A 21,709-nucleotide genomic window follows, 5' to 3' on the forward strand; every position below is an offset into this window, starting at 1 on the left:
CGCGTAGAAGAGTTCTACGTAGGGTGTTCTGAATAAAAAATAGGGCAAATATCGATGTAGAAGGGTTCTACGTAGGGTGTTCGAATAAAAAATAGGGCAAACATCGATGTAGAAGGGTTCTACGTAGGCATTTCGAATAAAAAATAGGGCAAACAACGATGTAGAAGGGTTCTACGTAGGCATTTCGAATAAAAAAGAGGGTAAACATCGATGTAGAAGGGTTCTACGTAGGCATTCCCAAGTCAAGTCCAGAATATTGTGTAAAAGTGTCTACAATGAAATATCGACATGCTTAAAATTATGATAAGTGGAGTACACTTATTTCGAATTTACATTGAGGGGCGGGCATGATAGCCTGGAGGGCAAGACAGGGGTTGCTAAACTCCTGGCTTCCTGGCTTTACATCATGCCCGCGGAGGCTCAATGTCAATTCGAAATTAGGCCATCCTCCATACCTTAACACTAATTTTCTTCTGCTTTCTATAAGTAGGTAAAGGGGGGGGGTCCAACTTGTTCTCCCTTCGAACCTATCAAAATTTCATGATTACTTTTTTCATACTGCTATTTTTTTATTTGCTTGTTCATCTCCAATGTCCATTAAAACTGCCCCTATTAATCTGAACGCTGATTGTGTATTGGGAAAAATTCGTATAACTTTTTCCCTTCTTCTAACTTCTTGATTCAATCGTTCCAATGAATTTGTACTACGAATATATTTGTGATATTTCGAAGGGTGGTTTAAATATTGAATGGCATCTTCGAAGCCATCTTCCAATGTTTCTATTGCTTTTGTTAATTTTGGATTTTCTCCAAAACTCTTTAGAAACTCCTCTTTGAAATTCCTCGCATCCTCAATTTTTACAGCCTCAAACATTCTTTTTAAGCCTATTTTCACCTCATCCACGTCTTTTTTGGGCAATTGATTAAAGATATTGCGTTTAAAATGTACTGTGCAGCGTTGCCAAGTAGTCCCCACAAATTCTTCGGCAATAGCCTTTTTTAAGCCCTTATGTGCATCTGATATGATCAATTTAGGTGATTGTAGACCGCGTGATTGTAAGTACTGAAAAAATCTTTGCCAGGCCTCAAAGCTTTCAGAGTGGTCTACTTTTAAACCGAGGATTTCCCGCCCATTATGTTCATTAATCGCAGTTGCAATATAAACGGCCTTAGACACTACATGGTGATGTTCCCTTACTTTGATATACATGGCATCCGCAAAAATGTAGGGATAGTATGTTGTATTTAGAGGCCTATTTGCCCATGTGTTAACAATTGGATCGAGCTTTTCTGTTAGGGAAGAAACAAATGATTTTGAAACGCTCTCACCACATAATTGTTGTACTATATTTTTCACCTTTCGAGTGGATACCCCGTTCACCACCATTTCGAGCATTGAAAGAACAAATGCTTGGTCACACCGGGAATATCTTTCAAATACAGAAGGTGAGAACTCTCCGTTACGTGTACGGGGTACTTTCAAGGTTACTTTACCAATACTTAAAAGCAGCTCTCGCTCATAGTAGCCATTTCGGTAGTCCCGACGGTCCGTTGTACGTTCGTAAGTTCCAGCATGTAAATAATCATCACGTTCTTTTTCCATCACTGAATTTAATACAAGGACTATAGATGCTTTGATAACTGCGTCAATATCAGAATTCATTACAGAATCTTTTAAATCGTCAATATTTAGGTTAAACTGAAGTTGAGTCAAAATTAATTCCTCCTCATTGTTTTCGTCGCTGTTAACATTGTAGACAAGAGGTATTAATTTGACTCCTTTTCTTTTTACACAATTATACGGACTTAATCCATTCCCAGTAAAAAATAGGGCAAACAACGATGTAGAAGGGTTCTACGTAAGCATTTCGAGTGAAAAATAGGGCAAACAACGATGTAGAAGGGTTCTACGTAGGCATTTCGAATAAAAAAGAGGGTAAACATCTATGTAGAAGGGTTCTACGTAGGCATTCTGAGTAAAAAAGAGAGCAAACATCGATGTAGAAGGTTCTACGTAGGCATTTCGCAAAAAAAGAGGGTAAACATCGATGTAGAGGGTCTCTACGTAGGCATTTCGCAAAAAAAAAGGTTAAACAACGATGTAGAATGGTTTTACATAGGCATTCTTAGTAAAAAAGAGAGCAAACGTCTAGATAGGAACCCCAACCCGCATATAATGTTATCCAATGATACAGCTTTAAAGTCAGCTAAGAAAAACAGCAATATTACTCATAATAGAACCATCGGCCAAATCCATTAGCTTTATAGTTTTGATTCAGATTTCGTCTAATTACATCCTTCGAAATAATACCTCCACACCATTCCTTAACACCTTTAGTAGTAATCTTCCGATCTGGGAAAAGAAGTTTCAGTTCCCTTACACTCCGTAGAACCGCAGCATCAACCCCCTCATTACAGCCACAATCCCCACAAACAATCTTCCTTCCAGTAACACTAGGCAAAATCGATTGGCAAGAAGAACAAATAATGCCCTTCCGTAGCTCCTCATATTCATAAGGTGGAATCCTAGGGTAAGGGGATTCAACCAGATGCATGGAAACTAAAAGATCTGCAAGCTTTTTATGGTTTCCATTGAGTTTCCCCGTCCACATATTTAATTTTTTCAATAGGGTATTAAGCTGTGTAGGATAAATGATTTGCTCATGTTTCGGTGCTTGATAAAGGGTAAATTCGGGGTTGATGAACACCACCCACGCTTCAACGGGCAGTTTGAAACCATATTTTTGGAGCAATTGGCGGAGTAGGGTTTCACATCGTTTTAGTTGGTCTAGCGGATTGTTCATTAACTTTCTAGATTTCGAAATGAAATCACCTTTTTCATAATAATAATCGCCTTCATGATTTTTAACATCAAAAAGGTATATTGTGTCTTGAACAACTAATGTGTCAATTTGGAACTTAGAATTGTTTAGCTCCAGCAACAAATCATTTAATATAAAACATTCACTTTGGAGCTTTTCAGTTAATAAGTCAAACATCACTTCCCCTTCAAACCCCTTTTTTAGGTTAAAATAGTTCCATATGTCTTCTTCAGATAACTCCATTCGGGCTTTTAAACTTCTTAATATCGGTATTTCTTCCCGTTCTGTTCGCGGCTTATAAGCCATAAAGCACATCCTCTCTATCTTTCAAAATAAAAACCAAGACATTGGCATCTAGTTTTATTTTACGAAAAATTCTAAATTGGCTGAAGGAAAGGTATGTATATTTAATGACAGTTATCTTAATAAATCAAGTAAAATGAAATAAGAATGAACGAGAACCTGGTTCATTCGTCTAATTGGTTAAGAGATAAGCAAAGATGATGGGGGAAAGAGAGGGCTATTACAGAATGGATGCATTGATAAAAAATGCGAAAAAAGGGGATCATCTTGCCTTTGCCATGTTATTTAAAGAAAATTATCCATTCCTTGTAAAGTATTTAATGAAAATTACAATGAATCCTGATACAGCTGAAGAATTAGCACAAGAGACAATGGCGAAATGTGTTCAAAAGATTCACCTTTATAATGGTAAAAGTAAATTTACCACATGGCTCATTTCAATAGCGACGAATACATATATTGACCAATGTCGAAAAATGAAAAGAGAGAAAAACTGGCAGGGACAAGAGGAAATATACCGTAAATTGAAATGGCATTTTGAAAGCAGAAATGAAGAATGGAATGATTGCCTCGAGGCACTGGGTAGATTACCTGAGGACGTTCGAATTCCTATTATTTTGAAGCATTACTATGGTTATTCCTACGAAGAAATTGGAGAATGGATGAAAATTTCTCCTGGAACAGTTAAATCAAGGGTGCATAACGGAATAAAGTCAGTTAGAAGGGAGCTGAAGCTAGGTGAAGAAACAGAAAGTCATTATCCTGAACAGCAGACAACAAAATAAAAAAGATTTTGAAACTATTCACGAACTGCAAGAGGGATTAGAAGAAATCGATGAATTCCCAGTCTATACACCTAATTTACAATGGTTTGAACAAATAGTTATCCAAGAGCAGCAAAACACAAGGAAAAAATTAATCAAAGATTTGTCGGTCTTTTTTATTGTCGCATTAATTATTTTGAGCGGGTTAATCATTTCCCTTTATCAAATGCCTGCTATTTTTATTTTTGTGCAAATTATTACATCTATCTTTATTGTGGTATACACAAGTATTCGGATAATGAAGAAGGCGAATCATATATGAATAAGGATCTTTCGTTAATCACCATTATTGTTGTTGTCGTAATTTTATTAACGCAAAGCATATATTTATTTATGGATGCTAGAAAACACAGCCATAATTATTGGCTCTGGGGAATTGTCGGTCTAATTCAAGCCCCAATGCCAACGCTATTCTATTTAATTTTTGTGCGAAAAATTTTTAGTAGAAAAATGCCTAAAATGGGGGATTCTCATAATGATGATTGTTACGACTGACTACATACCAGGCAAGGAAATTAGGGAATTAATCGGTTTTGTCAAGGGGAGTACCGTCCAATCAAAACATATAGGCAAGGACTTAATGGCAGGACTTAAAACCATTGTCGGCGGTGAAATTAAGGAATATACAGATATGCTGGATGAGGCAAGGCAAAAAGCGATTGAAAGAATGTTAGGCGAAGCAAGGAATTTAGGTGCAAATGCCATCATCGGAATGAGACTGCAATCCAGTTCCGTTATGCAGGGAGCCTCGGAAATTATTGCATATGGAACGGCGGTTTGGGTGGAATAAAGTGAAGTTTAAATAGTGGCTGCTTACAGCATATATGGATAATAATTCTGAAAAATGGGAATTGACTTTTAAAACGACTGGTGATAATCTAACAAAGTAAGAAAAATTAGGAAAAGGAGGGTTACGAAATGATTAATTTAATTCAATCTTCGTTAACAATTAAATATTTGAATGTAACCTGCCCTTGGGAAATTATCTCCTGACTTTTCTTTGTGAAAATTGATAAATGACTTAAACACAGGTTTCGTTCTATTTGAAACGTAACGTGTGTTTTTTTGTCCCTTTTTTTAGAAGGAGACATACTGCACAAATGCGGTATGTCTTTTTTTTAGCCGATTGGTAAGGATAACTTTCCAATCGGGCATAAGTGCAAATACGCCTCTGTCTTGCCATTAATGGCTTACCAGTTGGCGAGTTTTCTAAATAACTTTTTAGAAAAGAGGAGGAACAATCCATGTTATTGATACTCGAAGTACGTCTGAACCTCACAAAAGAAGAGACAGAAGGCGGATAATTATACAAAAGGAGGAAGACAACAATGTTTTCGGTATTAAAAAAATTAAGTTGGTTTTTTAAAGAAAATTGGCAGCGATATGTGATTGCTGTATCGCTATTAATAATAGTAGGTATATTGGATGTTATGCCGCCAAAATTAATTGGAATGGCAATTGATGATATTCATGTAGGCGCCATGAGTGAAGGGAAAATAATGCGATATCTTACCATCCTTCTCATCATTATGTTTTCATCTTATGGCATCACCTATATTTGGCAATATAAATTATTCGGAGGAGCATTTCTGGTAGAAAGGAAAATGCGGTCAAGGTTTGTGAACCATTTATTAAAAATGACTCCGGCCTTTTATGAAAAAAATCGTACAGGTGACTTAATGGCACGTGCAACGAATGACTTAAAGGCTATCTCGATCACAGCAGGTTTTGGAATCTTGACACTCGTGGATTCAAGTGTGTGGATGCTGACCTTACTGTTGACAATGGGCCTTTTTATAAGCTGGAAACTGACATTAGCGGCGATCATTCCCCTGCCCATTATGGCCATTTTAATGAAATTATATGGAAAAAGAATTCATACCCGCTTTATGGAAGCCCAGGATGCCTTCGGCGAGCTAAATGACCGGGTACTTGAATCTGTTGCGGGTGTCAGGGTTATCCGTGCATATGTGCAGGAAAAGGCTGATAGTAGCCGGTTTCACCAGCTGACTGAAGATGTTTATCATAAAAATATAAATGTAGCAAAAATTGATGCCTTATTCGATCCGACGATAAAGGTGCTTGTTGGAATCAGCTATTTAATTGGTCTCGGGTATGGTGCTTATTTAGTCTTCCACCAAGCAATTACATTAGGAAATCTCGTTTCCTTTAATGTCTATTTAGGGATGCTAATTTGGCCGATGTTTGCCATTGGTGAGTTAATTAATGTAATGCAGCGGGGAAATGCTTCACTTGACCGCGTCCATGAAACCCTAAACTACGAGGAAGATGTCAGCAACCCTGTTAAACCGGTTGCTGTCGCTTCCGCTGAACGTATTGATTATCAAAAGGTAACCTTCCGCTATCCATCCTCTAAAAATAACAATTTAGAAAATGTGGATGTAAGGCTCCTGCAAGGTCAGACACTGGGAATCGTCGGTAAAACGGGAAGCGGAAAGACTACGTTTATTAAACAATTATTAAGACAATACCCACTTGGAGAAGGTGATATATCCATCGCGGGTGTTCCGTTAGAGGAGCAAACATTAAACCAGATTCGCAGCTGGATTGGCTATGTGCCTCAGGATCATGTACTTTTTTCAAGAAGTGTGAAGGAGAATATTCTGTTTGGCAGGGATGAAGCGAGCGATGAAGATTTAGCGATGGCCATCGATTTAGCAGCGTTCCGTAAAGATTTAGAAATGCTTCCGGAAGGATTGAGTACACTTGTAGGTGAAAAAGGAGTGGCACTGTCCGGCGGGCAAAAGCAACGCATCTCGATTGCCCGTGCTCTTATTAAAAATCCGGAAATTCTCATTCTCGATGATTCCTTATCTGCAGTTGATGCAAAAACAGAAAAGAGAATTATTGACAATATCCGCAATGTAAGAAAAGAAAAAACAACCATTATTACAACGCATCGGATGTCTGCTGTCCAGCATGCCGACCATATTATTGTCCTCGATGAAGGAAGAATTATTGAAGAAGGGACACATGAACAGCTCTTGGAGCAGGGAGGATGGTACAGTGAACAATTTTTACGGCAGCAGATTGAACGTAATGCTGAAGAGGATGTGAAAGCATGACCACAGGGAGAAGATTAGTCGGATACGCACTTAGTTATAAAAAAATTATTTTGGCGGCATTGATCATGCTGACCATTTCCGTCGCAGCAGATCTAGCAGGGCCGTTTATCGCAAAAAATATTATTGATCAGCATATTTTAGGCATTGAATCTGTTTGGTATGAAACAATCAATGGCGATAAGGCAGTAAAGTATAATGGGAAAGTGTACAAAAGAGAAAAGTATTTTTCAAGTGGTGAACAAAAGGGAAAACCAGTTCGGATTCTCCAGGTTGGTTCCAAGTTCGTTTTTGTTGATCAAGAACTTGAATTTGATGGAAAAAGAAGCTTAAAAGAAGGACACTTACTCATTAAAAAAGGTGCACAAGAAGCAGAATATCAGGCGGAAAACCTTAATAGCTCAGACCTATTAAGGTTTTACCGACCGGAGATTCCTGCGATATTTCAATTATTAGCATTCTATTTTGGGCTCTTAGTTGTATCAGCCATTTTTCAATATGGAGAAAAATTTTTCTTGCAAAAATCAGCCAATCGCATCATTCAAAAAATGCGTGAGGATGTTTTTGGGCATATTCAACGCCTGCCAATCAACTATTTTGATAATCTGCCCGCAGGAAAAGTGGTGGCACGAATTACGAATGATACAGAAGCCATCCGGGAGCTTTACGTAACCGTACTTGCTACTTTTTTCACCAGTGCAATTTATATTACCGGCATATATGTGGCCTTGTTTATTTTGAATGTGAAACTGGCAGCGATTTGTTTAGTGATGCTGCCAATCCTGTATGTATGGATGTTAATTTACCGAAAGTATGCATCAAAATACAACCGTGTCATTCGTTCTCGGAATAGTGATATTAATGCCATGATTAACGAGTCAATTCAAGGAATGAGTATTATTCAGGCATTTAGCCGCGAAACCGAAACGAAAGTAGATTTTGAAAAGCTAAACTATGAACATTTTACCTACCAAAATAAAATGCTAAGTTTAAATGCGTTAACTTCTCATAACTTAGTAGGGATTTTAAGAAATCTCGTTTTCGTGGCCTTTATTTGGTATTTTGGGGGGCAAGCGCTTAATCCTTTAAACGTGATTTCACTTGGGATGCTATATGCCTTTGTTGATTACGTTAACCGTCTTTTTCAGCCTGTCCAAGGAATTGTCAATCAGCTTGCTAATTTAGAGCAGGCGCTTGTGGCTGGTGAGCGGGTGTTTAAATTGATGGATGAGCCGGGTGAAAATGTCAGCAGTGAGCGGATTGCCCGCTATAAAGGGAATGTAACCTTTGATCATGTTTCATTTGGTTATAATGAAGGAGAATATGTACTAAAAGATATTGATTTTGAAACGAAGCACGGTGAAACCGTTGCTCTTGTCGGTCATACGGGCTCAGGGAAAAGCTCCATCATGAATTTACTTTTCCGCTTTTATGATTGTCAAAAAGGAAAAATTCTTATTGATGGTAAAGATATTGAAAGTATTCCGCGTCAGACGATTCGAAATCATATGGGCATTGTGCTGCAGGATCCCTATTTATTTACGGGGACAATTGCTTCGAACGTGAGCTTAAATGATCCCTCAATCACAAGAGAAAAAGTCGAAAAGGCATTAAAGGATGTTGGGGCGGAAAAGGTATTTAAGAATTTAGAGAATGGATATGATGAGCCGGTCATCGAGAAGGGCAGCACTCTTTCAAGCGGGCAGCGGCAGTTGATCTCATTTGCCCGTGCGCTTGCCTTTAACCCAGCTATTCTAATTCTTGATGAAGCCACCTCTAGCATTGATACAGAGACAGAAGTCCTTATTCAAGAAGCGATGGATGTATTAAAGAAAGGCCGAACCACATTTATCATCGCCCACCGTTTGTCGACCATTCGCAATGCCGATCAGATTCTTGTACTCGACCGTGGGAGGATTGTTGAGAGAGGAACCCATGACGATTTGATGGTGACTAAGGGGAAGTATTATCAGATGTATCAGCTCCAGCAAGGAGGCAACGAAATAGCAGGATAGCATAAGAGCTGGCCCTTTATCGAGGGCCAGCTTTTTTCGCTGCTTTTAAAAGAAGACTTTAAATTCACTGATAAAAGTAACAGATTCGCTGAAAAATTATTAAATCCACTGATAAGCTACACTTAATAGGTAAGTCCAACTCGTGTTCCAATAAATTCTTCGCTAAAAAGCTGTTGAAACGCAAAATCTCCAGTGTCATATATCGAGATGGACGAAGGATTTTCAGGTAAAAAGTCCTTTTCGAATCGATACGTGCCTATTCTTTCACCAACAGGCAAATAGGTTGGACAAACGACCGTCCAATCAAGTCCTGAGTTCTTTAATAACAAATAGGCTTTTAAATGCTCCTCCGCATCCTTTGTACTTTTTCGCTTTGATTCTGAGGATTGGAATCGGTATAAATGTGGTGTAGAACGGGCCTGCAGGATACCAGCAGTTCCAATGGTAATAATACGCTTGATGCCGTTTTGTTTCATATGCTTGATTATGAATGGCATGGAAGTGGAAAGTGTTGTTCTTCTATCAGTATTTAATGCACTAATGACAACATCAGTACCTTTAATAGAATGAGCGATAACTGCTTCATCAAGGATGTTTCCTTCTATGACTTTGAGACCAGAAGCCTCATGTATTAGTTTTTTTGAATCTCTCACTACAGCTTGGACAGAAAGATGATTTGAAAGTGCATTTTCGAGAATAACTGAACCCACTCTTCCTGTCGCCCCCAAAAGACAAATGTTCACAAAAAATTCACTCCTTGGTCACTAAAGTGTAATTTCTATCACTTGTTACCCTCTTCCCTTATGATAAGTTAAAAATGTTTACGTATTTTAATTAAATTGGGGTGGGATATATATGTCAGAGTACTCAGTTGTATTAGAAATTGGCAGTTTTTTAATCCTTTCTTATTATATCGGATATACCATCTTCAAAGCATAGGCTGCAGACAAAATGTCTGTAGTTTTTTTTTCAGGTTTTTAAAAAGTAAATGCAATGTCTTTAATAAAATGGTTACAAATGGGTATATATATGGAAGGAGCATGAATTTGTGAGGTGAATTCACATGGAGAATTACCGGGTTGAAAAAGATACACTTGGTGAGATTAAGGTACCTGCGGATAAATATTGGGGGGCCCAGACACAGCGGAGCAAGCAAAACTTTATAATTGGCACTGAAAAAATGCCATTGGAGCTAATTTATAGCTTGGCTTTTATTAAAGAAGCAGCAGCAATCGTTAATTTTCAAATAGGCAGGCTAAGCAAAGCAAAAATGAGGGCCATTCAAAAGATTTGTGACGCTATTCATAATGGAGACTTGGATGAACAATTTCCCTTGGTAGTCTGGCAAACAGGCAGCGGAACTCAAACCAATATGAATGTAAATGAAGTGATAGCAAATCGAGCTAACCAATTATTAAAAGAACAGAACAGCGCAGAAAAGATTCACCCAAACGATGATGTCAATATGTCGCAAAGCTCCAATGATACCTTTCCAACAGCGATGCATATTGCTGCCTATATGAAAATAACCGAAACCCTGCTTCCTGCTATAATAGAACTAAAAAACACCCTGCATGAAAAAGAAAAGGCTTTTTCGACTATTGTAAAAATTGGAAGAACGCATTTGCAGGATGCCACACCACTGACGCTTGGACAGGAGATTAGCGGCTGGAGGGCGATGTTGGAGAAAAACGAAAAAATGATAAAGGAAGCGAGTACGTATCTCTTGAATTTAGCAATTGGGGGGACGGCGGTAGGTACAGGAATAAATGCTGATCCCCAATTTGGAGAAAAAGTAGCTGAACAGCTATCTAAATTAACAAGTTATCCTTTTCGGTCTTCAGAAAATAAATTTCATGGTTTAACAAGTCATGATGAAATTGTCTTTGTACATGGGGCATTAAAAGCGTTAGCCGCTGATTTAATGAAAATTGCCAATGATGTCCGCTGGCTCGCGAGCGGGCCGAGGAGCGGGATAGGTGAGATTAGTATCCCCGCAAATGAGCCGGGCAGCTCCATCATGCCTGGAAAGGTGAATCCAACTCAAAGTGAGGCATTAACGATGGCAGCCTGTCAAGTGTTTGGCAATGACGCCACCATTGGTTTTGCTGCAAGCCAAGGGAATTTTGAACTGAATGTGTTTAAACCAGTCATCATTTATAATCTCATTCAATCCATTAGGCTTCTTGCGGATGGAATGCAATCCTTTAATAAAAATTGTGCGGTAGGTCTGAAGGCAAATGTAGAAATCATTAAGGAACACGTGGAGCGGTCTTTAATGTTGGTAACGGTATTAAATCCACATATTGGCTATGAAAAAGCGGCAGAAATTGCTAAGCTTGCGTTTAAGGAAAATAGTACGTTGAAAGAAGCAGCCCTTAAAACGGGGTATGTTACGGAAGAGCAATTTGTCGAATGGATGAAACCTGAAAAGATGGTATGAAAAATAGCGACAGACAAAATGAAAGCCCCCTTCATTAAAGAGAGGGGGCTAAGCCATAATATTAATTTGTGAAAGAAAGTTTGCAAAAATTATCGCTTGAATCCGCCAAGTTGAGATTCAGCCATTTGAACAAGACGTTTTGTGATTTCTCCTCCAACAGAACCGTTAGCACGTGAAGTAGTATCCGCACCAAGGTTTACACCAAATTCTGTAGCGATTTCATACTTCATTTGATCAAGTGCTTGTTGAACGCCTGGTACTAAAAGTTGATTAGAGTTGTTGTTAGCAGCCATAGATGAATAACACTCCTCTTAATAAGTTTGGGGTCAGTATGGAATTGAACCATAAAATTGCCGTCTTGGCCTAACCCATAATATTATTGTATCCTCTTAGTAAGCTTGGTTGGATGATCCGGAGTTGCACCGGTTACGACCCTTGCTGGCTTCATCCATCGGTATAGTTATTGCTTTGTAATCTTTAGTATGATTAATTATTAAAGATCTATTCGAAATACTTTTTAGTAATTTATTCCACCACATAGGGCACGTAAGTTAACATAAACTAAGATTATCTACTAAACAAAAAGGGTGAAATGTATGGCGATATGCCCAGTCTGCAATGGTTTAAGGGAGCTCTACTTAATATGTACAAATTGCGGGGAACCTATGTTGGAAAGTGGCAGGCTTATGGATTATTTTGAGAATTATAGTCCATATATGGAGATTAATTTAACGAAGATGGAGGACGGGTATCCTGATACGAAATCAGACCAAAAGTGTCCCCATTTATACCATTGTCCCGCGTGTCAATCTGATGAAGTTATCTTTATTAAAGAATAATCCCCGTTAAAAGTATAACGGGGATAGTGTAAAGCATTTTATTTTTCATTAAGGGTGCGAATCCGTGATTCTGTGTCAATATCGAAGAAATGAGCTTTATTTAAGTCAAATGCAAGGTCTAAAGAATCACCAGGATGGACATCTGCACGTGAATCAAGACGGGCAACGAAGTCCTGGCCTCCGATACTCGAATAGATCATTAATTCAGCACCTGTTAATTCTGCCACATCAATATTGGCTTTAATCTTAGTTCCAGCAGATGCTTCAATAAATACAGGCTCATCATGAATGTCTTCCGGACGTACCCCAAGGATAATTGATTTTCCAACATAACCTTGTTCACGAAGGAACTTCATTTTACCTTCCGGAACCGCAATGGAGGCATTTCCAATTACAAACTTTCCATCTTCTAATTTACCATTAAAGAAGTTCATCGCTGGCGAACCGATAAAGCCGCCGACAAAGACATTTTCCGGTTTTTCATATACTTCTTTTGGTGATCCGACCTGCTGAATGATTCCATCTTTCATAACAACCAATCGAGTAGCCATTGTCATTGCTTCTGTCTGGTCATGTGTAACATAGATGGTAGTAGTATCTAAACGTCGGTGGAGCTTGGCAATCTCTGCACGCATTTGTACACGAAGCTTCGCATCAAGGTTTGATAATGGTTCGTCCATTAAGAATACCTTTGCATCACGGACAATCGCACGTCCTAAGGCAACACGCTGACGTTGTCCACCAGAAAGTGCTTTTGGTTTACGCGTTAAGTAAGCTTCTAAGCCAAGAATTTTTGCTGCTTCTTTTACGCGGCGTTCGATTTCATCTTTAGGGAATTTACGAAGCTTTAAGCCAAATGCCATGTTATCGTAAACCGTCATATGTGGATAAAGAGCGTAGTTTTGGAAAACCATCGCGATATCACGATCTTTTGGAGCGACATCGTTAACTCTTTTTCCATCAATGTAAAAATCACCTTTAGAAATATCTTCAAGACCGGCAATCATCCGAAGAGTAGTGGATTTACCACAGCCAGATGGACCGACAAATACGATAAATTCCTTATCTTCAATATGTAAATTGAAGTCTTGAACTGCGGTTACTTTATTATCGTAAATTTTATAAATATGATCTAATTTTAATTCTGCCATTTGTATTTCCTCCCTGTTTATTCTTGTTACGTTTAGTTTACAGGGATAAGCTCGAAATCCATATAGTCAGGTTGCACAAAGATTGAAAACGCTTTTTTAGGCACATTGTCACTTCACTTGATTCTGTTCAAAAAGTAGACATGCTAAGAAGACAGTAAAGGCTCCGTAAAAGTCTTTTAATCCGATTCCTGTTTTCTCTGTAAATTTATCAATGCGGTATTGAAGTGTATTTCGGTGGATATATAATTTTTTAGCTGTCAGACTGGCATTTAAATTGTTTTCAAGAAAAACCTTGATCGTCGAAAACATTTCCGGATCATCATGAAATACCTCTGCGATTTCTTGACTGCCCCTATGTTTTAATTCCTCTGGTAAATAATGTGCCAAATAAGCTGGGAAAACCCGTTCAAATGTAAATATAGTTGGGCTGCCAAGTTTTGTAATGGCAAATGAAAAGTATTCCTTTTCCAGAAGAAATTTTGAGCGAAGTTGCTCTGAATTGAGATTCAGTTTTCCAATGAAAAAGGATATTGTAACGTAAAAATCGCTTTCCAATGTTTCCGACATTGATATTAATTCCTCTTCTGAAAGAGAAATTTGCTTTTTCTCTTCAACAACAATTCCCCGGCTCCCGCTTTCCCAAATAATAATGACATCTTCAGTAAAAAATCCTTTTAAGGCAGATTCAATTTCCACTTGATTTGCATCATTGCCATTTATATTAAACTGGATAAATCTAATAAATGTTTCAGAATGGGAATGTGGTGCAGGGGCATGTAAAAATAAAAAATCATACCATGCTTTTTCTGCAGTAGTGACCCTGGATACTTGAAATTCACCTGTTTTGTAAAGTGCTTTAAGCAGGTTTAATTCTTTTTCACTCATTTCTGTTTTAGGAATGCCAATCCATTCATCCTCTGCTTCGCTATAGAAGTAATAAAATTGCTCGGAAGGCTTATCGGGTTGGCTGGGAAACAAGATCGAATTTTCATAGATAGACAATAATTTTCTAAGCATGGTTCAATTCCCCATTAAATAAAATTTTTATACCATATAGGTTCTATTATACCAATAGTGATGAAAGGGATAAAAATAAAAAAGGCTGAACCTCTTTATAGTGTGTCCAGCCAGTTTATCATTGTATTGAAATTATTAATCACACTCATATGGCGGTTGTTCTTCCACAAGGTCGCGAGCTTCTTCGATATTTGTCGTATCATGACGGGCATGTACGGAGCCACCGGACATACCTTCATTGATCATACGATCAATATCAAAATAGGCCATATCCCTGCCTTCATAAGCAGGACCTTCAATCGTTAGCTTTTCTTTTCCTTTTTTCATGACCATCCATCCTTTCGGCTAGAATAGTTTAAGCTTATGAACTCTGAAAACTGTCCAGCTTCAGCGGGCATTTACCCATTTCTATTTTAGTTTGTGGAAAGGAGATATTTTCATACACATTTGCGCAAAGTAAGCTTTCACTTTTCTTATTTCTGAATATCCGTCAGTTGTAGGAATAAGCGGCAAACCTGCTCGATTTTCTTTTCCTCAATCTCCCATTCATCAAAGCTCATTGGTTTCGAATTCACTTCGTATATATAATAGTGACCTGTTTTGCTTACACCGGCATCGATAGAAAATTCACCGAAATAGCCAAACTGTTTGGATAGGGCTTTACCTATCTGTGGGACAATTGTTTGAAAAAACTGGTCGTGCTCGTCTGCCTGCAAAAGTTGATAAGGGAGGAGTCTGCCCCCAGCTGGAATATGGGTGGTGATCTCCTGTTCCTTGGATTGCCTAATGCCGACACCAGTTAAAATATAATCATCAAGATTAGCATGTGCGAGGATCCGAAAATCAAAACGATCTCCATCATACTCAGCAGATTTAATTTCTTCTTGTGCCAAGTAGTTTTTTTTAAGCAGCTTTTCTTTCCAGCTGTCCCAAAAATGGTCAAAGGATTTATAGTTTTCATGTATACTAATACCTTCAAGTTCTATCCGCAAAGGGCCATTCATCCTCAAACGAAAAATTCCTTTTCCTTTTGAAGATTGCCGTGGTTTTAAGTAAATGTTTTTCAGATTTTTTAAAAAGGAAAACAATTTCATTTTATCATCGGTAAGAATGGTTTGCGGTAAATAGTGTTGCAGAATATCATGGTTTTTCAGTAATTCATAAAATTCAAATTTATCGATAAAACAAGGATTAAAAAAGGGGATGTTTTTATCTTTTAAAATAGAAAAAAAATGCTGGCATTGTTCGTCATGCTCTGATTTTCGAAAAGGAATCCGATTATAAACAAGGTCAGGATATGGAAAACGTTTTTTTAGCCAGCGATTGTCGTCAGGTGAAAACGTATAGCCCAAAATAAACTCTCTCTCAACTTCTTCAGGAATAAAGACAAAGCTTATTCCTTTTAGAGAAATAAGCCTTTTTTGCAGTTCTATAAAAAGCGAACCATTGCCGGCGATTACACCATTTGCCTTTCGTGTCGTCAAAATGCCAATCAGTGGAGATGGATTATTGTCTTTCATTTAAATAGTTCCTCAGGATGTAATAAGGATTGTTCGGTAAGAAAAATGGCAAAAGCAATCGATAATTTACGTGTTAGGTAATCAAATTCTTTCAATTCCGGATGACTGAAAATAGACCTTCCTGGTTTGGAATTAGCTTCAAAAAGCCAGACATCACCGGTACGGTCGATACCTAAATCAAAGCCAATCTCACCAATAATTCCTTCAACATTGGCATCAAGGGCAGTACTTAGCAGAAGCGCAGCATTCGATAACTTCTCAGTATATAATTCACACTCTTCCTTTGGGAAAATTTCACTAAGGGTTCTAATGTCCCCGCCGCTCCTGGCATGTGTTGTTACACTGCCCTGGCCGGCAATTTTCGCAGCAATCGCGGTTACATTCCATTTTCCAAGATCGTCTTTATTCGTATGAACACGAAAATCGACTGAGCGCTGTTCGGTTCTAAGCAAGTGAATACCCTGCTGAACCAGCATTTTTTCTAACGATTGGTTTGCGAATACTGATTGGAACAAACTCTCCAAGCTAGAATATTTCCGTAAGCGATTTACACCTTTATCGTCTTGAAAACGGCAATAATAATCGTCTTTATGTTTGTCATAAATCACTTGGTGAACACCTAACCCGAGACTGCCGTTTTTTGGTTTAATAAAAATATGGCCATATTTAGAAAGCATCGTTTCGATAGAGGAAAAGGATATAAACGGATAAGTTTCAGGAAGGTAATTCGTAACCGAAGTATCCTGCTGCAGTCTTTCATAAATATCAAGTTTATTAAAAAAACCGGGATTATACCATGGGATGAGATATTCTTTTTGCAGTCTTTCCCTTACCTTAATTAATTTAGGACTTCCTTCGCTTCTTCGATTTGGAAGCCGGTCGTAAATAACATTTGGAAAAGGGACCTCAATGGTTTGCCAAGCATCATCATGAAAGAAGTACCCCTCAATGGTTCCTTTTTCCCAGTCAATATGCGGCTCCCCAAAGACAAAAGGAAGGGCTCCAACTGTTTTGCTAACGGAAAGAAGTTTTGAAAAAAATAATGTCCGTTCACCAATTGGCTGCTTGGGAAGGGACGTAAAACCAGAGGTGAAAATCCCAACAAGTGGACCGATATAGAGGATTTCATTTTCTAAAAAGGCATGCATCGGGATTTTGAAGTGTGGAAACTGGATAGTCTCTTGAATTTTCCTGCTTATCACAATTCGGTCATCCTGGTCAGGATGAGGGCGGAATTCCACCTCCATGGATTTTGACCCAAAGGAAATTCTTTTGATCAGTTTATTCTGTATGACCGCTGGTGGGCAGAAAACAATTAATTGATCATTTTGAGCAACTTCAATGAGATAATGTTTTCTCATAAATGTTCTTCCTCTCCATTTGCTCCATTTGAGAAAGGTATTTCCCGTAGAGAAGTGGTGCTAGGTAAAGGGTATTCTGTAAGTATGGACGGGTGTGTAAAACAACCTTTCTTCCCGGCTTTGAATTGATGTCAAGAATCCAAATAGAGCCATTTTTTGCTACCCCGATATCTACACCAATCTCAAATAAAGGCATAAACTCTTTTTCTAGAATATTTGGGAGCTTGCTAAGAATATATTCTAATTCCTGGTGTATATATTCACCTTTTGTGGGTGGAAGGGAAGAAAGCCATTCTGAAAAGGTGATGATTGAACCACCGGCACTTAAATTTGAAAGAATTCCGCCGGTACTGCCGGTACGAATCCCTCTGCCACGTTCTCCCCAAACTCCATGCTCATTTTTTTGCAGTAGGATGCGGATATCAAACGGCTGTTGTTCATTATTTGATAGTTCCAGATACGGCTGTAAAAGATAACCACGTTGTTTTAATAATGGTTTCAGCCATTTAATAAGTTTTGCTTCGTTTGGGAAAATCCTGGAGATGGTCTTTTTTTGTTTTTCTGTTTTTACATGAAAGGTTTTTTCATTTTTCTTTACGTAATAAATACCGTACCCTTGCGAACCGTTCGTCGGCTTTAAAATGATTTTTTTCATCACATTTAGTTTATTTAATACGATGCCTGGATCAGAAACGGATTGAGAACTAGGTAAATAGGATGATAATGCCGTGTTTTTTAGGGTATTATACAATTCAAGTTTATTAGGCAATCCGTAACCTAAAAAGGTAATATCATTTCTGCTCTTTAGCCAGGAGACGATAGGCAGACATTGTTTGGAATGTTCATCATCTCCATAAAAGCAGCGGTCGTAAATAATAGCAGGGATTGGTAATTCTATGTCCTTCCAGAAATTTGATTTAAAATCAAACTTTTTCCCTTTCACCAGAAGGGTATGTGGATTAATATTGGATGGGATAAATCTAAAAACTTCCATTTCGTACGATTCAGCAAGTCGTGCTATCTCGTTTATATATGAACTTTCACTTTCCATGGTCAATGTCATGATTCCAAATGTAATCAATTACATTTCCTCCTTCTCTATCGCAGACTCAAAAGCAAGCTTTGTACAAAATTGAATGATTGCTTTGGCAGACGGTCTAATTTTTTCTAATCCATCCTCAAAGTTTTTGGAAGGCTTAGAATTCACTTCGATTAACCAAGGTTTTCCGTCTTGGTCAATGCCGATGTCGATGCCAAGTTCTCCCGTTATTCCTTTTGAGTGATGGCTAATCACTGAAGCTGTTTCACGGGCTAATTCCTTCATTAGTGTCAGGACCTCTAAAGTTTGCTGATGACTCATACAAGTTCGTAAAGCATTCGAAGGCCTTGAAATCGTCCCGCCTCTCGCAAGATTAGATACAAACTCCTTTTCAGCTGCAATCCTTGCTACCGTAGAGGTTACAGACCAATGATTATTTCGATTTTTGTGGCATAAAACTCTAAAATCCATTGCCCTTAAATCATGTGTAATTAATGTAATACCTTGCTGGATAATATAAATTCGATTATGGAGAAATTGTTTGATATGTTGATAAATTTCTTCTAAAGGATATCTTTTATTAAAACTGTCAATCAGAGGTGTTAATGAAGTTTGAAGAGAGTAATGGTGATCCGCTTCCTTTTTTAGTTTGATAATGTTTCTGCCTTGACTACCATGAATAGGTTTGAGAAAAATTGTGTCATATTTTTGGGCAAAATCATAAAATGCTTCCTTCGAAAATATATTTGTCTCAGGAATATAAGGATTCAGTTGATTTTCATCTTTTAACTGTTCATACACTTCCCATTTCGAAAGAAAGCGGTCATTAAAAAATGGAATCATGAATTGGTCAAGTTTTTGGCGAAACTGTTTAAAGTGCTCAGTGTGTTCAAGCTTTCTGGAATGAATCCGGTTGTAAATAACATCAGGCAAGGGAAGCTGTGCTGGAATCCATTTTCCATTCTCAAAGTAATATCTTTGGCTAGAAAATTTGTCATATGAAAATACGTAAAAAAATCCGCCATGCTCAGTTATACCGTGATGTAGTTCTTCACAAAATAAATGTATGGAACGAAAGTGAGGCTCCTCCATCTTAATTGTAGGGAAATCGGTTAATAATCCAATCACAGGCCCGAGTTTCAACGTATGGATTTCCGGAAGAAGCATTGATTGAAATTTATAGCTTTGAGTGGGAAGATCAAATTCTTTTAGCAAATGCTCCGGAAGCTGAATCGCGTTAGCTTCCATTTCTACTGTTTGTATTTTTCTGGTAATTGTTTTTTTTCCTAACGTGATGTTTAACTCCTGGTCATTTATTAATTGTAAATGGGTAAACAAGTGGTTGGAAATTTGGATATGTCTATCATCTATATCTGTCAGTTTTTTTGGTATTAGTTTAATCGGGGTTAATGAAAATGACATAATCACTCCTCATTTGCTTATAACTTTGAGAATTGTCCAACTCCAGAGACCAGTGGACTTAGTGATTCTTGCAAGTCGATAATCTCTAGTCGATTCGCAGCTAAATGTGCTCATTTGATTTTCTTATAGGCATTCGTTGATATAGTAATGTATGTGAAAACAATTGTTATGGTGATTTGAACCTTCTCGCAATTAAATGAATAGTTTGTTATAGTTGTGAAGAATTGATTATCTCGCATTAACGCGCAGTAAGATTTCCACCTCAATACTTATGGAGGAACCCAATAGGATTGCGTGGGTGTCCACTGCCCGTAAATGCCCGATTGATTCAACTAACCATGAGTGAAAACCACCACTGATGGAAGTTTCATCTTATCAAAAAAGGAGTGACATAAAATGGCAGTTAATTTATATGATTCCGCGTATGCGTTAGAAACAGCAATCCGTCAAAGTGCCGAGTATGCACAATTACAGCAGGCATATAACGAAGTAAATGCAGACCCGCAAGCAAGACCAATGTTTGACCAGTTTCGTCAAATCCAAATGAATCTGCAGCAAAAACAAATGATGGGCCAGGATATTTCTGAACAAGAAGTCCAACAGGCACAGGCAACTGTGGGACTCGTCCAACAAAATCAAAAAATTTCGCGTCTCATGGAAGCAGAGCAGCGGATGAGCATGGTTATAGGCGAATTAAACATGATCATTATGAAGCCATTGGAAGACTTATATGGTAAAATGTAAGTTTCATCAAAAGCCTTCGGTACAAAAACCGGGGCTTTTTTTGCTATTAGGAAAGTATAAATTTTCCAAATTTATACTTTCCTAACGCATAAGTGCAATTGTACTTCTGCTTTTCTGTTCTATAAATAAGTGAAAAGTCATAAAAGTGATATAAAGGCAATTTCACCAAGAACAGGGGGCAACATAATGATTTATCGCTTGCTTGCGTTAAATATTGATGGCACGCTTCTTCAAACGAATGGAAAAATTCATAAGTCAACAAAAGAAGCTATTGAATATGTCCAGCAAAAAGGTATTTATGTAACAATTGTTACATCGCGCAGCTTCCCCTCAGCCAGAAAAGTGGCTAAGGCGTTAAAAATAAAATTACCCATTATCACACATCAAGGCGCCTTTATTGCTGCTACCGAGTCTAAACCGATATATGTTAAAAGAATTAAAGAGGACATTACCTATGATACAATCCGTTTTTTAGAGGCATTACCGTGCCAAATCCGACTCGTACATGAACAGTTTTCATTAGCAAATAAGTTAAAGCTAAATAATCATTTATTAGCAAAGACAGTTTTTACTACAGGAGATCCTGTTTTCTATTCCCAACAATTTGTTACTTCCTTAAGCGAATATCTACATGACCATCCGGTAACAGCACCAAAGATTGAAGTTTATTTTGAAGAAAAAAGGGATTTGAGTGATGCTAAAAAGGCAATTAGTAAAATGTTCACTGAGATTGAAGTGATCGAGCTTGATTCATTAAGGCTGGATATTGTTCCTGCTGGTGTCTCAAAGCTAACCGGACTAACTTATCTTGGAAATCAACTTGGTATCAGAAGAAGTGAAATGGTTTATATTGGTAATGGGTTGGATGACATTCCTTTAATTCAAGCTGCAGGTCTTGGTGTTTCGATGTGGAACGCCGAATTCGAGGTAAAGAAAGCTTCTGACTGGGTGACACGGTCAGAAAATGAACATGGTGTTGCCTATATGGTTAAAGAACATTTTCGCAAACAGCAGCCAATTGAGTTTTTAAGAAAGATGAAGATAATAAAAAATTAACATATAAAGAAATATCAGCGTTCGCCGATGGTATCTTTTGATATTGTAAATAATATCCACTGTATTGACC

At 37.9% G+C, this 21,709-nt stretch carries 20 protein-coding genes; 9 read left to right on the plus strand and 11 right to left on the minus strand.

The genetic code is table 11. The features are described 5' to 3' along the window. Window positions 1-553 precede the first annotated feature (553 nt). A complete protein-coding gene (locus tag QNH20_RS06980) occupies window positions 554-1,714 on the minus strand; it encodes an IS256 family transposase (RefSeq protein WP_283918941.1) in 1,161 nt (386 codons plus the stop codon). 511 nt (window positions 1,715-2,225) lie between these two features. Continuing rightward, complete coding sequence (locus QNH20_RS06985) at window positions 2,226-3,128, minus strand: nuclease-related domain-containing protein (RefSeq protein ID WP_283922170.1); 903 nt, start codon at window positions 3,126-3,128, stop codon at window positions 2,226-2,228. A 194-nt stretch (window positions 3,129-3,322) separates the two neighbouring features. Here QNH20_RS06985 and sigY point away from each other — a divergent pair, with 194 nt between their 5' ends. From sigY to QNH20_RS07015, 6 genes are all read left to right on the plus strand, one after another. Continuing rightward, a complete protein-coding gene (sigY, locus tag QNH20_RS06990; RefSeq protein ID WP_283922171.1) occupies window positions 3,323-3,910 on the plus strand; it encodes an RNA polymerase sigma factor SigY in 588 nt (195 codons plus the stop codon). Beyond that, on the plus strand, window positions 3,864-4,211 hold the full coding sequence (locus QNH20_RS06995) for a YxlC family protein (RefSeq protein WP_283922172.1): 348 nt from the start codon (window positions 3,864-3,866) through the stop codon (window positions 4,209-4,211). The genes sigY and QNH20_RS06995 overlap by 47 nt, the downstream gene beginning before the upstream one ends. After that, complete coding sequence (locus tag QNH20_RS07000; RefSeq protein ID WP_283922173.1) at window positions 4,208-4,444, plus strand: sigma-Y antisigma factor component; 237 nt, start codon at window positions 4,208-4,210, stop codon at window positions 4,442-4,444. Before QNH20_RS06995 ends, QNH20_RS07000 begins: the two co-directional genes overlap by 4 nt. Beyond that, window positions 4,425-4,739: a YbjQ family protein gene (locus tag QNH20_RS07005; RefSeq protein ID WP_283922174.1), complete on the plus strand. Its 315-nt coding sequence runs from the start codon at window positions 4,425-4,427 to the stop codon at window positions 4,737-4,739. The genes QNH20_RS07000 and QNH20_RS07005 overlap by 20 nt, the downstream gene beginning before the upstream one ends. Window positions 4,740-5,277: 538 nt before the next feature. After that, window positions 5,278-7,035: an ABC transporter ATP-binding protein gene (locus QNH20_RS07010; protein WP_283922175.1), complete on the plus strand. Its 1,758-nt coding sequence runs from the start codon at window positions 5,278-5,280 to the stop codon at window positions 7,033-7,035. Beyond that, complete coding sequence (locus tag QNH20_RS07015) at window positions 7,032-9,047, plus strand: ABC transporter ATP-binding protein (RefSeq protein ID WP_283922176.1); 2,016 nt, start codon at window positions 7,032-7,034, stop codon at window positions 9,045-9,047. The genes QNH20_RS07010 and QNH20_RS07015 overlap by 4 nt, the downstream gene beginning before the upstream one ends. Window positions 9,048-9,169: 122 nt before the next feature. Here the strand turns inward: QNH20_RS07015 and QNH20_RS07020 are convergent, their stop codons facing one another. After that, window positions 9,170-9,790, minus strand: coding sequence for an NAD(P)-dependent oxidoreductase (locus QNH20_RS07020; protein ID WP_283922177.1), 621 nt, complete (start codon window positions 9,788-9,790; stop codon window positions 9,170-9,172). 320 nt (window positions 9,791-10,110) lie between these two features. Between QNH20_RS07020 and fumC the strand changes: the two genes are divergently transcribed. After that, the gene (fumC, locus tag QNH20_RS07025) at window positions 10,111-11,490 is read left to right on the plus strand and encodes a class II fumarate hydratase (RefSeq protein WP_283922178.1); all 1,380 of its coding nucleotides are present in this window, start codon (window positions 10,111-10,113) and stop codon (window positions 11,488-11,490) included. A gap of 89 nt (window positions 11,491-11,579) precedes the next feature. Here fumC and QNH20_RS07030 read toward each other — a convergent pair whose 3' ends face one another. The 8 genes from QNH20_RS07030 to QNH20_RS07065 form a co-directional block, all read right to left on the minus strand. Further along, window positions 11,580-11,783, minus strand: coding sequence for an alpha/beta-type small acid-soluble spore protein (locus tag QNH20_RS07030; protein WP_283922179.1), 204 nt, complete (start codon window positions 11,781-11,783; stop codon window positions 11,580-11,582). Window positions 11,784-12,367: 584 nt separating this feature from the next. Next, complete coding sequence (locus QNH20_RS07035; protein ID WP_283922180.1) at window positions 12,368-13,480, minus strand: ABC transporter ATP-binding protein; 1,113 nt, start codon at window positions 13,478-13,480, stop codon at window positions 12,368-12,370. A gap of 108 nt (window positions 13,481-13,588) precedes the next feature. Next, the gene (locus QNH20_RS07040) at window positions 13,589-14,497 is read right to left on the minus strand and encodes a PucR family transcriptional regulator (protein ID WP_283922181.1); all 909 of its coding nucleotides are present in this window, start codon (window positions 14,495-14,497) and stop codon (window positions 13,589-13,591) included. A gap of 135 nt (window positions 14,498-14,632) precedes the next feature. Next, window positions 14,633-14,824 carry a hypothetical protein gene (locus QNH20_RS07045; protein ID WP_283922182.1) on the minus strand — a complete coding sequence of 64 codons (192 nt, stop codon included), beginning with the start codon at window positions 14,822-14,824 and terminating at the stop codon, window positions 14,633-14,635. 146 nt (window positions 14,825-14,970) lie between these two features. Beyond that, on the minus strand, window positions 14,971-16,017 hold the full coding sequence (locus QNH20_RS07050) for a YheC/YheD family endospore coat-associated protein (protein WP_283922183.1): 1,047 nt from the start codon (window positions 16,015-16,017) through the stop codon (window positions 14,971-14,973). Further along, window positions 16,014-17,378 carry a YheC/YheD family endospore coat-associated protein gene (locus QNH20_RS07055; protein WP_283922184.1) on the minus strand — a complete coding sequence of 455 codons (1,365 nt, stop codon included), beginning with the start codon at window positions 17,376-17,378 and terminating at the stop codon, window positions 16,014-16,016. The genes QNH20_RS07050 and QNH20_RS07055 overlap by 4 nt, the downstream gene beginning before the upstream one ends. Beyond that, window positions 17,356-18,459: a YheC/YheD family endospore coat-associated protein gene (locus QNH20_RS07060; protein WP_283922185.1), complete on the minus strand. Its 1,104-nt coding sequence runs from the start codon at window positions 18,457-18,459 to the stop codon at window positions 17,356-17,358. Before QNH20_RS07060 ends, QNH20_RS07055 begins: the two co-directional genes overlap by 23 nt. Further along, entirely contained in the window at window positions 18,460-19,839 is a 1,380-nt protein-coding gene (locus QNH20_RS07065; RefSeq protein ID WP_283922186.1) for a YheC/YheD family endospore coat-associated protein, read from the minus strand. It lies immediately after the preceding gene. 396 nt (window positions 19,840-20,235) lie between these two features. Here QNH20_RS07065 and QNH20_RS07070 point away from each other — a divergent pair, with 396 nt between their 5' ends. Next, window positions 20,236-20,583 (plus strand): YlbF/YmcA family competence regulator, encoded by a 348-nt coding sequence (locus QNH20_RS07070; protein WP_283922187.1) that lies wholly within the window; start codon window positions 20,236-20,238, stop codon window positions 20,581-20,583. 186 nt (window positions 20,584-20,769) lie between these two features. Then, the gene (locus tag QNH20_RS07075; protein ID WP_283922188.1) at window positions 20,770-21,639 is read left to right on the plus strand and encodes a Cof-type HAD-IIB family hydrolase; all 870 of its coding nucleotides are present in this window, start codon (window positions 20,770-20,772) and stop codon (window positions 21,637-21,639) included. The last annotated feature ends 70 nt before the right edge of the window (window positions 21,640-21,709 follow it).

Origin of the sequence: Neobacillus sp. WH10, from assembly GCF_030123405.1 — a bacterium.
Classification (GTDB): Bacteria; Bacillota; Bacilli; order Bacillales; family Cytobacillaceae; genus Neobacillus.

Bases quoted from the DNA above. Each gene is read 5' to 3' on its own strand.
- QNH20_RS06985 (WP_283922170.1), bottom strand. From the start codon at position 3,128: ATGGCTTATAAGCCGCGAACAGAACGGGAAGAAATACCGATATTAAGA.
- sigY (WP_283922171.1), top strand. From the start codon at position 3,323: ATGATGGGGGAAAGAGAGGGCTATTACAGAATGGATGCATTGATAAAA.
- QNH20_RS07000 (WP_283922173.1), top strand. From the start codon at position 4,208: ATGAATAAGGATCTTTCGTTAATCACCATTATTGTTGTTGTCGTAATT.
- QNH20_RS07005 (WP_283922174.1), top strand. From the start codon at position 4,425: ATGATGATTGTTACGACTGACTACATACCAGGCAAGGAAATTAGGGAA.
- QNH20_RS07010 (WP_283922175.1), top strand. From the start codon at position 5,278: ATGTTTTCGGTATTAAAAAAATTAAGTTGGTTTTTTAAAGAAAATTGG.
- QNH20_RS07015 (WP_283922176.1), top strand. From the start codon at position 7,032: ATGACCACAGGGAGAAGATTAGTCGGATACGCACTTAGTTATAAAAAA.
- fumC (WP_283922178.1), top strand. From the start codon at position 10,111: ATGGAGAATTACCGGGTTGAAAAAGATACACTTGGTGAGATTAAGGTA.
- QNH20_RS07030 (WP_283922179.1), bottom strand. From the start codon at position 11,783: ATGGCTGCTAACAACAACTCTAATCAACTTTTAGTACCAGGCGTTCAA.
- QNH20_RS07035 (WP_283922180.1), bottom strand. From the start codon at position 13,480: ATGGCAGAATTAAAATTAGATCATATTTATAAAATTTACGATAATAAA.
- QNH20_RS07040 (WP_283922181.1), bottom strand. From the start codon at position 14,497: ATGCTTAGAAAATTATTGTCTATCTATGAAAATTCGATCTTGTTTCCC.
- QNH20_RS07045 (WP_283922182.1), bottom strand. From the start codon at position 14,824: ATGAAAAAAGGAAAAGAAAAGCTAACGATTGAAGGTCCTGCTTATGAA.
- QNH20_RS07050 (WP_283922183.1), bottom strand. From the start codon at position 16,017: ATGAAAGACAATAATCCATCTCCACTGATTGGCATTTTGACGACACGA.
- QNH20_RS07055 (WP_283922184.1), bottom strand. From the start codon at position 17,378: ATGAGAAAACATTATCTCATTGAAGTTGCTCAAAATGATCAATTAATT.
- QNH20_RS07065 (WP_283922186.1), bottom strand. From the start codon at position 19,839: ATGTCATTTTCATTAACCCCGATTAAACTAATACCAAAAAAACTGACA.
- QNH20_RS07070 (WP_283922187.1), top strand. From the start codon at position 20,236: ATGGCAGTTAATTTATATGATTCCGCGTATGCGTTAGAAACAGCAATC.
- QNH20_RS07075 (WP_283922188.1), top strand. From the start codon at position 20,770: ATGATTTATCGCTTGCTTGCGTTAAATATTGATGGCACGCTTCTTCAA.